The organism is Myxococcus sp. XM-1-1-1 (genome assembly GCF_020037095.1).
Classification (GTDB): Bacteria; Myxococcota; Myxococcia; order Myxococcales; family Myxococcaceae; genus Myxococcus; species Myxococcus fulvus.
The window spans coordinates 507,725-520,050 of the sequence record NZ_JAIQDH010000001.1; the positions used below are offsets into that span (position 1 = coordinate 507,725).

8 protein-coding genes are annotated in these 12,326 nt (G+C 71.3%); 6 read left to right on the plus strand and 2 right to left on the minus strand.

Annotated features, from left to right (window positions below; translation table 11 throughout):
* The first annotated feature begins 20 nt into the window (after positions 1-20).
* The 6 genes from K8640_RS02060 (at position 21) to K8640_RS02085 (ending at position 9,697) form a co-directional block, all read left to right on the plus strand.
* Complete coding sequence (locus tag K8640_RS02060; protein ID WP_223745537.1) at positions 21-1,772, plus strand: HAMP domain-containing sensor histidine kinase; 1,752 nt, start codon at positions 21-23, stop codon at positions 1,770-1,772.
* Between the two features lie 351 nt (positions 1,773-2,123).
* Positions 2,124-2,675: an ECF-type sigma factor gene (locus K8640_RS02065; RefSeq protein WP_223745538.1), complete on the plus strand. Its 552-nt coding sequence runs from the start codon at positions 2,124-2,126 to the stop codon at positions 2,673-2,675.
* 252 nt (positions 2,676-2,927) lie between these two features.
* Positions 2,928-5,066: a hypothetical protein gene (locus K8640_RS02070; protein WP_223745539.1), complete on the plus strand. Its 2,139-nt coding sequence runs from the start codon at positions 2,928-2,930 to the stop codon at positions 5,064-5,066.
* Between the two features lie 111 nt (positions 5,067-5,177).
* Entirely contained in the window at positions 5,178-7,103 is a 1,926-nt protein-coding gene (locus K8640_RS02075; protein WP_223745540.1) for a HEAT repeat domain-containing protein, read from the plus strand.
* Between the two features lie 48 nt (positions 7,104-7,151).
* A complete protein-coding gene (locus K8640_RS02080; RefSeq protein WP_223745541.1) occupies positions 7,152-8,921 on the plus strand; it encodes a hypothetical protein in 1,770 nt (589 codons plus the stop codon).
* Positions 8,922-8,974: 53 nt separating this feature from the next.
* Positions 8,975-9,697, plus strand: a complete 723-nt coding sequence (locus K8640_RS02085; protein WP_223745542.1) for a hypothetical protein — start codon at positions 8,975-8,977, stop codon at positions 9,695-9,697.
* Positions 9,698-9,803: 106 nt separating this feature from the next.
* Here the strand turns inward: K8640_RS02085 and K8640_RS02090 are convergent, their stop codons facing one another.
* A complete protein-coding gene (locus K8640_RS02090) occupies positions 9,804-11,111 on the minus strand; it encodes an amidohydrolase (RefSeq protein ID WP_370640300.1) in 1,308 nt (435 codons plus the stop codon).
* An 85-nt stretch (positions 11,112-11,196) separates the two neighbouring features.
* Positions 11,197-12,285, minus strand: a complete 1,089-nt coding sequence (locus K8640_RS02095) for an SDR family oxidoreductase (protein ID WP_223745543.1) — start codon at positions 12,283-12,285, stop codon at positions 11,197-11,199.
* Between the last annotated feature and the right edge of the window lie 41 nt (positions 12,286-12,326).

The window sequence follows — 12,326 nt, forward strand, 5'->3', positions numbered from 1 at the left end:
TCCCAAATGGGTGGAGCCCGATGATTCGCTCCTGGCGAGTCTGGCTCGCGGTGAGCGCCTGCCTGGCGCTGGCGCTGGCCGGCGTGGTGTGGCTGTCCGTCTTCGCCCTGCGCCTGGACCGCGCGGACCGTCAGGCCCGCCTGAGCGCGGCGCGCGAGGAGAACGTGCGCCTGGCGCTGTGGCGGCTGGACTCGGAGCTGTTGCCGCTGGTGGCCCGGGAGAGCGCGGTGCCCGCGGAGGCGTATGCGGCCGTGGCCCCCGTGCCCGGTGTGCTGGACGCGCGCAACGCCCCGCTCCCCGAGGGGCAGGCGTGGATGGCGTCTCCTTTGCTCGCGGGTCCGCCGGAACATGTCCTGCTCCACTTCCAGGTGGACACCGCCGGGAACGTCACCTCTCCGCAGGTCATCGAGGCGTCGCTGCGCGCCTCGCTCGGAGTGGCCCCGCCCCGCGTGGGGGAGGAGGTCCTGAGGGCGCGCCTGGAGCACGTGTCGCGTCAGCTCGGCGGCCTCCGGCTGCGCGAGGCGCTCGCGGCGCGGGATGCACCCGCCTCGACCGGCAGCCCGTTGTCACGCGTCCAGAGCAAGCTGTCGTCCTCGTTCCAGGAGCTCAAGAACGCCAGCGAGTACGACGCCCGCTCGCGCAGCGCGCGCCAGGCCGCCAGTCAGAATGTCGTGACCTACCAGGCCCAGGAGCCATCGGCGGCCCGCGCCTCCCCCCGCGCGGAGATGCGGGCGCTCTGGGTGGGCGACGCGCTCCTGCTGGGCCGGCTCGTCCGGGTCGATGGCCAGGAGGTCCTCCAGGGCTGCTGGCTGGACTGGCCCGGGTTGAGCCGCTGGCTCCAGGGCCGCGTGGAGGACCTGCTCCCGGGCGCGACCCTGGAGCCCGCACGGGGCGACGTCACGGCGACAGGGGAGGGGAGGCTCCTGGCGGCCCTGCCGGTGCGGCTGGTACCGGGCTCCACTTCGGGCGAGGAGGGCTCCTCGGGCGCCCTCTCGTCCCTGCCGCTCGTGCTCATGGTGGCCTGGAGCGGCGTGGCGCTCGCGGGCGTGGCGGTGGTGGCGCTGCTGGTGGGCGTGATGGCGCTGAGCGAGCGTCGGGGCGCCTTCGTGTCGGCGGTGACGCACGAGCTGCGCACGCCGCTGACGACGTTCCGCATGTACACGGAGATGCTGTCGGCGGGCATGGTCCCGGACGCCGCGCGGCGACAGGAGTACTTCGACATCCTCCACCGCGAGGCGGAGCGGCTCAGCCACCTGGTGGAGAACGTGCTCGCCTATGCCCGCATCGAGCGTGGGCGCGCGCCGGCCCGGTTGGAGCCGGTGGCGGTGGACGCGCTCGTGTCGCGGCTGGAGCCCCGGCTCGCCGAGCGCGCGCTCCAGTCCGGGCTGGTGCTGAGCGTGGACGTGCCCCCGGACGTCACCGTGCTGACGGACCCGTCGGCGGTGGAGCAGGTCCTCTTCAACCTCGTCGACAACGCGTCCAAGTACGCCGCCGGCGCCACCGACCCACGCCTGCACCTGGAGCTGGAGCGGCGGGGCCGCCGGGTGGGGCTGGTGGTGAGGGACCACGGCCCGGGCGTGGACCCCGCCACGGCCCGCAGGCTCTTCGAGCCCTTCTCCAAGTCCGTTCAGGCCGCGGCCCGGTCCGCGCCCGGCGTGGGCCTGGGGCTCGCCCTGTGCCGCCAGCTGGCCCGGAGCATGCGCGGGGAGCTGCGCTACACCCTGGCCCCCGAGGGCGGCGCCCGCTTCGTGCTCTGGCTACCCACCGCGTAGCCCGCCTCCAGGTCGACCCAGGACCTCGGGGCCGCCCACCCTCCAGGGCGTCGTGGGAAGCCGAGGCGTGCCCACCCCCCATGCGCGGGGCCCCGAACGCTTCCTCGCTGGCACGTGCGCCAGTCGTCTTTGGAAATGTGGATAAGAGCGAATAGCCAGCGAAGTTGGTGATCCTGCGTTGCGCCAGGACGACCATGAGAGCAGCTTGGCCATCCCGGCGGGCAGGGAATTGTCGGTATTTACGAAAACAATTCTTTGTTCTCAAGATTTGCGGGGGATTTCGTTCGACAGGCTAGGCAGGCGTGGCGAAGCGACTCGATGGGATGTGAGACCCAGGAGGACACCATGGGCATGTCGGGGAAGACATCGCTGCTGGAAGGCGCTCGCAACGAAGGAGGAGAGGCCCGGGATGCCCTTCAGGGGGTGGCGTACCAGGAGCTCCGCGAGATGACGCACGCGGCCATGAGCGGAGAGGCCTCGCGGGCCACGCTGCGTCCCATGCTGCTGCTGCGCGACATCTGCGGGCGGTGGGCGGGGGAGTCCGCGGACATGGAGCGACGTCGCCATGTGCTGGGGGTGGGGGCCCAGGCGATGCGTCGGGCGTTGGTGGAGGCGGTGCGGGTGCGCAACGCCCACCGTCGGGACGCGCTGCGTGAGCCGTTGTACCTGCACGACGAGGTGACGGAGTCCCCCGTGGGCGTCGACATCGACGTGCTGGGGTTGGAGCGGGTGCTGGTGGAGCTGGAGTCGTTCAAGCCCCGGCTGGCCCGCCTCGTGGAGCTTCGTTACTTCGCGGGCCTGGGCATCCAGGAGACCGCCGCGGTGCTGGGCGTGGCGCCCGCCACCGTGCGCCGGGACTGGGCCTTCGCGCGTGGCTGGTTGTGCGAAGGCGTGGGGCACTGACGCTCCCCACGTCGTCGTCCTGGTGCGTGTTGCCTCGCAGGCAACGTCCTGGTTCGCCGTGTTGTCTCCGGGTCCTCGCGGGGTGGTCGCGTCGTCACGCGCCCCCGAGTGACACGCGCCGCGGCACAGCACGTGCTCTGGGGTCCGGCGGGCCGTGCCCGAAGCCGGCCCTCACCAAGGACGAAGCTTCATATGAACCAGGGGAAGAAAGTGGGTCTGTTGGGGAGCCCGCTGCGTTGGGCCGGAGTGTCGATGACGCTGTTGTCGGCGCCCGTGAGCCTCGCGGAGGACTGCCCGACGCCGTCGCTGCAGCAGTGCGTGGACGTCGACTACCGCTCGAGCAAGTGCGGCGAGGCCCACGACGGATATTGCCAGCAGATCATCGAGACGGAGTGGAGGGCGCGCTGGGACAACGCGCCCAAGCGCACGGTGCTGTTGCCGGAGGAGTTCGGCAGCGGGACGGCGACGGTGGCCACCCAGCCCGTGTCGCTGGGCACCACGCGCGTGAGCGGCATGGACCAGGGCCTGTCGGGCCAGGTGCTCAAGGGGCAGATTCTCTACCGCAAGAAGCTGGAGAAGCTGACGAAGGCGGAGCTTGCGTACCTGGGGCAGCTGCAGGCCTGGGACAAGAACGGGACGCAGGTGACGTCCTGCCAGGAGTACGTGGACGAGAAGTACTACGACTACAGCCGCTTCGAGCGGCGCTCGGGCGTGCACGGCGACGACTACCGCGCGCTGTTCCAGTCGGCCTACGGGGGCGACGGCATCGCCCACCGCACGCTGTACAGCCGCGACGGCAAGAAGCTGGCGTCCATCTGGGGCGAGACGCGGGTGGCGAAGAACGCGTACTTCGCCTTCACGCCCGGCCCCTACCCGAAGGGCGTCAAGCCCTACGAGTTCACCACCGACGCCGCGCGGCTCGCCAACAACCCGGAGGCCCGGCAGTGGGCGGTGGCCTCGGACTCGTGGCACCAGGAGATGGCCGAGCAGCTCGCGCACATCCCGGATGACGAGCTCACCGTGCGCCAGGAGGAGCAGGAGGGCTTCATCGCGCTGCTCGCCCAGCGCGCGGGCATCTACGCCGACTGGCAGAAGGCGTACGCGCTCTTCCTGAAGAAGGACCGCGACACGAAGGAGCTGAACGCCACCACCGCCGAGCGGCTCTACGCGCTCGACAAGGTCATCGAGGAGCGCCTGGTCCAGGCCGAGGGGCAGGGCTGCCTCGACTCGAAGTACGTGACGTCCTGCGACTGGAGCCCGCGCCGCTACAAGCTGGAGCTGGACGCCGCCATGGGGCCGCGCCGCGCCGCGGACCTGCAGGCGTGCTTGTTCCTGACGGGCAACGACTTCAGCGAGACGAGCTTCGTGCGCAACGCGCACCTGCTCAAGATCTCCACCCTGAAGGAGAAGGACTACACCCTCAACACGACGATGCTGGCCCAGTACGTGCTCGCCTACGGCCAGTACATCCAGGCGCAGCAGGCGCCCACCAACCCGTCCACGGGCCTGGTGCGCCATGGCGGCGAGGCCGGTGACAGTGGCTACGCGGGCGACAGCTTCATGGGCGCCGGCTACGACTACAACGGCGGCTGGGAGGTCACGGCGCCGGGCGCTTCGAGCGCGCGGATGCAGGCGAATGGCTTCGGCCTGACGGGCCCGTGGTGCGAGTACAACGCGCGCATCTACGGCGAGTTCAACGCCTACGCGAACCTCTTCAGCCCCACCCGCATGGAGGTCATCCACATCGACGGCTCCGCGGGCACCGAGGGCAACGGCATCCGGCTCACCGTGGGGGCCCGCTTCCTGGGGCAGTCCGTCTACACCCACGACCAGACCTATCCGCTGCGCGTCACCTTCGCGCAGACCAAGCCCGTGTACGCGTTCGACGAGGCCCAGACGTCCTACACCTTCATGGTCTGGTACATCCCCGTCACGCTGACGGCGGGCGTGTCCGCGGAGACGGGCGTCAAGTTCGACATCGGCGGCGCCATCACCCGTGACTGCGCGGCGGACCTGCTGGGCGTGGACCTGTTCGGCATCCTCACGCCGTACCTCTCCGTCAATGGCTTCGCGTCGGTGGGCATCGGCCTGCCGAAGGTCCAGGTCGCCGTCCGCGGCACGGTGGTGCTCACCCGCGCCAACCTCCCGCTGGAGACGGACATCGGCATCTACCTGAGCTCGCCCTCGCACCCGACGGACCCGAACACGCTGTTCCTGCGCCTCACCTCGAAGCTGGACATCGAGACGCGCTTCCTCGACGGGCGCATCTCGCTCTTCCTGCAGCTGTTCGACCTGAAGGCCGAGTTCCCCGTGTTCTCGTGGAGCGGCTTCGGCTTGAAGCACAACATCTACACCGAGACCAAGACGGTGCCGCTGGCGCGCATCTTCTAGTCACACGGCGGGGCCGCTCCGGCGCTCACGTGTCGGGGCGGTCCTCCTGGGGCGCCATGGCCTTCCATCGCCATGGCGTCCCGCCCCAGTCCCTTCCTTTCGAGGTCCTTCATGCGTCGCCCGAGGCTCGCCGTCCGTACGGCCGTGCTGTCCACCCTGCTGCTCACCGGCTCAGTGTCCGCCTGGTACTTCACGCGCCCCACCGTCGTCGCGGGCGAGGCCGCCCCGGTCGTCGTGAGCGACTCCCGCCTGCCCCTGTTCCAGTGGGCGCCGGGAGAGGAGCGCATCTATCGGTTCGCCTGGGATGACCTGCAGCGCGTGGAGCTCCCGATGCCCGTCCCGGGGGGCGCGACGTCGTCCGGCGCGGTGGAGGGCACGCTGCACCTGGAGGGCTCGCTCGCCCTGCGCGCGCTCGAGGTCCGCCCGGACGGCACGAGGGTGCGGCTGTCCCTGAAGTCCCTGGAGCGGCACGACGCGGTGCTCTCGGGGCAGCAGCTCTTTCCCGACGCGGCCTCCGTGGCGGCGCAGCTGCCCGAGTCCGCGTCGGCCTGGGTGGAGCTGGACGCGAAGGGCGCGCTCCTGGCGGTGCGCTTCTCGGAGTCGGAGCCCGCCATGTTCCGCCAGCTGGCGCAGACGCTCGCCGCGGAGCTGTTCCCCACCACCCTGCGCGACGCGGCCGAGTGGGACGTCGTCGAGTCCAACCAGACGGGCGAGGTCCAGGCCCGCTTCCAGTTCGACGGGGACTCCGTCCTGACGCGGCGGCGCACGCGCTACGTGACGCTGAACGCCGCGGGGAAGGACCGGCCGTTCCAGCAGGAGCTGCGCTCGCTCACCCGCTTCGAGCGCGCGCCGGATGGCCGGATGGCCGGGGTGTCCCACGACGAGTCGCTGGACGCGACGCGGACGGATGGCGCCCCGCTGATGTCGCGCCGGATGCGCCTTCGCGTGACGTTCTCCGCGCGGAGCATGGCGCCGCTGCTGGCGACGAACGAGGACAAGTCCCTCATCCGCAAGCCCGAGCAGATCGTCTTCGAGGGAGACAAGGAGACGGCGCTCCTGCGCAGCCAGGCGGACGGCATGACGGTGGACGAGGTCCTCCGCGTGCTCGCCGCCGCCACGCGCCCGGAGTCCATCCCGGAGCTGGACCGCTTCGTGCGCCGGGCCATCGCCGCGCTCAAGCTGGAGCCCGGCAGGACGCGGGAGCTCGCGGCGTCCTTCCTGCGTCCGGGCGTGAATCCGGGACTGCGTGAGCTCACCATGGACGTGCTCGCGGGCACGGGGCATGGAGAGGCCCAGGCGCTGATGCGCGAGCTGCTCCAGGCCCCCGTGGCGCGCGAGCACGAGACGTCCTACGGGCTGATGCTGCAGCGCGCGGGCTTCCTCGAGGCGCCCGAGCCGGAGACGGCCCGGATGCTGACCACGCTGCGGGAGCGGGCCCGCGCGGGCAACGACGTGGCCACCCGGCGCGCGTCCGAGTACGCGCTGGGCGGCGTGGTGTCGAAGCTCCCCTCCGGGGACCCCAACGTGGCGACCTACCTGCGCCCGCTCCAGGACTCGCTGCGCGACGCGAAGGACCCGCAGGACCGCATGCACGCGCTGCGCGCGCTGGGCAACACGCGGCAGGAGGCCGTGTTGGATGCGGCGCAGCCCTACCTGCGCGACGACTCCACCGAGGTGCGCGCCGCGGCGGCCGAGTCCCTGCGCGGCGTGCCGCAGGAGGTGGCCACACGCATGCTGCTCGACTCGCTGGTCCAGGAGCCGGAGCGGTTGGTGCAGGCGGCGCTGCTGGACGCGCTGGACGCACGCAGGCTGGACGGGGCGGACCTGGAGCGGCTGCGCGCCTGGGTCGTCTCGGGGGGGATGGTCTCCGGGGTGGAGGCCACGCTGCTCAACCTCATCACCCACCGCATCGAGGGCGGCGGCGCGCCGGTCCTCCAGATGCTCCAGGCGCTCGCGCTGCGCCCGGGCCAGCACTCCTCCACGCGCGCCCGCATCATGTCGCTGATGGCCCAGTCCTCCGCCGAGCTGGGGGGCTGAGTCCCGACGCGGCCTTCACTTCACTCCCACAACACCTCCGAGAACCTCATGACACGCATCCTCAACGGGCTGGGCCTGGTGGTCCTGCTCGGCCTCATCCTGGCGCCAGTCGCCCACGCGGACATCGTGGACGACGTGTGGCGCGGCACGAATGTCCGCCTCAACGCCGCGCGCATCCACGTGCGCGGCAACGACTACGCCACGGGCTACTGGCTCTTGCCCAAGTCGGCGGGCACCCTGAACCTGCACGTCCCGGCGCGCACCTTCGGCGTGAACTCCGACCTGGTGCTGAACCTGTGGGGCTCGCGCAGCGGCAACGTCATCACCTGGACCTTCGACGACACGCTGCCCTCGCCGTACTACCTGGGCGACGCCAACAGCGTCACGCGCGTGCGCGGCACGCTCAAGGCCTTCGCCCGCCAGGTGCGCGGCGCGGATGACCCCTACTGCGAGAGCGCCTCGTGTCCCCACAACGTCGAGCTGGTGCTGACGGGGGGCAGCCAGGTCTGGGTGGACGGCTACACGGACATCGTCTTCAAGTTCTACTGGACGGAGCCGGTGCAGGTGCGTCAGTTCGTCGCCTACGCGGGCGTGCCGCGTCCGCGCCTGGCGGCGCTCCGGGTGCTGACGTCCACCAACCGCTGCCCCTCCTCGAGTGCCACGGAGCTGTCGGGTGAGGTCGTCCTGAGCAGCCCCGCGCCCGCGGGCGGAACGCTGGTGGAGCTCTTCAGTGTGGACGCGAGCGTCGGGGTCCTCAACGTGCGCGTGCCCGAGGCCCAGCGCACCGCGCGCTTCGCCATCCGGCTGCCCCCACATTGGGGCGGGCCCACCGTCATCCAGGGCTCCTCGGGCGGCATGCTCCAGTCGCAGCGGGTCGCCCTCAACCGGTGCGTCACCCAGGTGTTCGACTTCAACCGGTGGCGTCAGCTCCCGGAGGTGGCGATTGCCCGCCTCATCACCAACGAGGGCGCGGTCATCGGCCGTCTGGCGAACGACGAATCGGACAGCCTCATCACGAGCAGGTCCACCGTGCAGTCGCTGCGCGAGGCGCTCGGCGTGGACCGCGTCGACGTGAAGGCCGTCAGCGCGAGCGGAGACCTGTTCGGCACCGCGTACTCGTACAAGGGCCTGTCCGCGTTCCGGATGAAGGCGAACGAGGTGAAGGCGGGCGCGCAGCTGTGGGTCGACGGTTACGAGGCCCTGGTGGGCAACGCGCACGGCACGCCGCTGGTGCGCTGGCCTGATGACAAGGACGTCGTCTACGTCGTCGACGAGGTCGGTCCCGCGAAGCGCGAGGCGCTGACGGGGCTCGGCTCGGGGCGCCTGTTCTTCAACGCGCTGGGTGAGTCGGCGGCCGTGGTGCAGACGCAGAGCGGCCCTCGCGCGGCGCTCATCGCGGGCAAGGAGCGTCACATCCTCCTTGAGCTGGAGGCGGACATCGCCGCGCTCAACGACGTGGGCACGGTGCTGGGCACCGCGCGCGTCTCCGGCAAGCACAGCCAGCCCTTCCGGTGGACCCGCGAGAAGGGCGGCGAGCTGCTGCCCCTGCCCGAGGGCGCGCTGTCCGCGAGGGCGGGGGGGCTCAACACCAGCAACTGGGTGGTGGGGACGGCCACGGCGGAGGACAAGTCCCAGCGCGCGTTCATCACCCCGCCGGACGGGGAGAAGAGCTACCCGCTCTCCGAGCTCGCGCCCGAGGAGCTGGAGAAGGCGGGCCTGCGCGTCGTGGAGGCGTTGTCCATCTCCGACAACCTCGAGGTGCTGGTCCGCGCCGTGAATGGCGACGGCAAGTCCGTGCACCTGGTGCTCAGTCCGTGAGCGGCGCGGAGCCGGTGCACCCCATGTCCTTCCAAGCAACGAGGAACCCCATCGTGAACCTGAACTCGCCCCTGAGGGGGCTCCTGATGCTGTGCATGGTCGTCATGGCGGGCTGCGGAAGCTGCCAGGGCGGCAACTCCGGATGCGACCCCAGTCAGTATGGAACCAACGGCTGCGCGTGCCGGACGGACTCCGCGAGCTGTGACACGGGCCTGGCCTGCAACAGCGGCACGTGCGTGCCGTGCGGCGGCGAGGGGCAGGATTGCTGTGTCGCCGCCTCCGCCACGTACTGCGGCGGCTCGCTGATGTGCGTGATGGAGTCGGGCGGGGAGACCTGCCGCAACTGCGGCGACGTCGGCGAGGCGTGCTGCAACTCGTCGGGCAGCCAGGTCTGCAACGCCAGCAGCAACTGCGTGGGCGGGACGTGCCAGTCGATTGCCGCCACCGCGTGTGACGCGGGCGGGACGGTGTTCTCCCTGGGCATCCAGAGCAAGCAGTTCTGCGCGGTGCGCGTCGTGGAGGTGCGCGCGACGTCGGCGCAGAAGGCGATGGAGTGTGCCACCGCCAGCGCGCTGTTCGACCCGATGATGGAGGTGCTCACCGACACGCCCAACCTCCCCATCCAGGACATCGAGGTCTGCGTGGAGACGGCGGCGGAGGGCCGGCGCACCACCACCGTCCGGGCCTTCGGCGAGTTCGAGGCCCAGCGCTGCGCGCGCTTCACACGCTGCGGGAACGACGGCTGCCTCTCCGTCCGGCTGGGGGCCTGCCGGTAGCGTGCGAAGGAGAACTGGAGCGAGGCCGCCTTGGGGGGCGACCTCGCTCCCACGGGCCGCGGCGAGGGTCATCGAAGGCCCTCGTCGTGGCCGTGGTTTCAAGGGCTCAGGGCTTGCCCAGCAGCTCCAGCGCGGACGTCGTCAGCGCGGTGACACCCGTGCGCAGCGTGCGCTCGCGGTCCGGGATGAAGCCGGAGGAGTGCAGGGACGGGAGCGGCTCACCCCCTGAGCGGGCCTGGAGGAAGCGCTGCGGCTCCACCGCGCCCAGCCACAGGAGCGCGGCGGGGACTCCGGCGCGGCCGTACTCGGAGAAGTCCTCGCCGCCCATGACGGGCTGGGCCTCTCCGACGTTCTTCTCGCCGAGCACGCGCACCACGGCCTCGGTGAGGCGGCGGGTGAGGGCCGGGTCGTTGTAGGTGGCGGGCGTGCCCTCGGTGACGTCGACCCTGGGCGGCCGCGTGGCGCCGGAGGCCAGGGCCTCCGCCTTGGCGATGCGCTCGATGCCCGCCAGGAGCGCCTTGCGGACCTCGGGCTTGTAGGAGCGCACGGTGAGCTGCAGGCGCACGTCGTCCGGGATGATGTTGTGCTTGGTGCCGCCGTGGATGGAGCCCACCGTCACCACCGCGGGCTCCAGCGGGTGCTTCTCCCGGCTGACCAGCGTCTGGAGCGCGAGCACCGTGCGCGCGGCCATCAGGATGGGGTCCACCGTCGTGTGCGGGTACGCGCCGTGTCCGCCCTTGCCGAAGAGCGTGATGTCCACCGAGTCCACGTGGGCCATGGCGTAGCCGGACACGTACTCCACGCGGCCCGCGGGCGCCGCGGTGGTGTTGTGCAGCGCCACCGCGAAGTCGGGTTTGGGGAAGCGCTTGAAGAGTCCATCCGCGAGCATCTTGCGCGCGCCGGCCCCAATCTCCTCCGCGGGCTGGCCCACCATCATCAGCGTGCCCTTCCACTGGTCCTTCTTGCGCGAAAGCAGCGTCGCCGTGCCCATCCACACCGTCATGTGCACGTCATGCCCGCAGGCATGCATCACCGGCACCGTCTGCCCGTCGCCGCCCTTCACCTGCACCTTGCTGGCGTAGGGCAGGCCCGTCTTCTCCTCCATGGGCAGCGCGTCCAGGTCCGTGCGCAGCATGACCGTGGGCCCGGGGCCGTTGCGCAAGAGCGCCACCACGCCCGTGCCGCCGACGCCCGTGGTGACGTCGAAGCCCAGCTTGCGCAGGCGCTCGGCCAGCTTCGCGGCGGTCTTCTCCTCCTGGAAGGACAGCTCGGGGTGCTGGTGCAGGTCGCGGTACAGCGCGTCCAGGTCCGGATAGAGGCCGTCGAGTCCCCCCAGCACGGGGGACGGCTGCGCACGTGCGGCGGACGCGGTCAGCAGGACGACGAGCACGGCCAGCAGGGAAGGTCGGTTCACCAGGAGGTCTCCGGTCCGTTTCGAGGGCCGGGCTACTACAGCACATCGCGCGAGGCCCCGGCGTCCACGCCCCTTGGTCGCCGGGTCATCCCGGACGCACCGACGCGAGTCGCGCCCGCTCCACGTCCGGCGCGAAGCCCGTGCCGCGCAGGAAGTCGAACCAGCGCTCCAGCACCGTCTCCACCGGCGGCAGCTCCACGCCCATCCGCCGGGCCATCGCGAGTGCGGGCTCCACGGGGTAGCGGGCGGTGTCGAGAAAGTCGAGTGACTCGGTGGCCGCGCCCAGCAGCCGCTCGGGCAGCCAGCGCACCCACGACACGGGCAGTGACAGGCGAGGCGCGCGTCGGCCCGAGCGTCGCGCGGTCCAGCGAATCAGCTCGTGGAACGTGGGCGAGCCCGGGTCCATCAGCGTGTACTCCTGCCCCGCGGCCTCCGGAACCTCCACCACGCCCGCCATGAAGCGCGCCACCGTGTCCACCGCGACCACGGGGACGAAGGTGTCCTTCGAGCCCAGGAGGACGGGCATCTTCCCGGCGTGGACGTGGGCCACGGTGTCGCCGAGCCCCAGGCTCTGCACCGTCGCGCCGGTGCGACTGTCTCCGATGACGGAGGAAGGGTGCACGGTGGTGATGGGGACGCCCAAGCTCCCGGCGGTCTTCACCGCCACCTGGTGGGACAGCGCCTTGGAGGCCTCATAGGCGCCGGAGTCCTCGAAGCTCAGCGGGGGGGCGGGGACGATTCGCCCCGAGGCGTCGAGCCGCGGTCCGATGCGATAGCCCCCCACGAGCACGAGCCGGCGCAGCGCGGGCAGCTTCGAGGCCAGCTCCACCACGGCGCGGGTCCCCTCCACGTTGGTGCGCTGGGCCTCCTCGGGCGACAGGTGCCAGGCGAAGCGCGCGCCCAGCTGGAACACGTCCCGCACGCCCTGGAGGGCTTGGGTGTCCGCTGGCGTGAGCCCCAGGCCCGGCGCGTCCAGGTCTCCTTCGAGGAACACGAGCCGCTCGGGTGCGCCTCCGAGCGCCGCCACCCAGTCCCGGTAGGGCTGGCTGCGTCCCTGGGCGTTGCGAGCGAGCACGGCGACGTGTCGCCCGCGCCTCGTCAGCTCCGGCACGAGCCAGCGCCCCAGCAATCCCGTGGCGCCGATGACGAGCGAGTCCGGTGACGAATCCTTCATGATGACGACCTCTGTATCTAGACCAGTCTACATATTCTGGA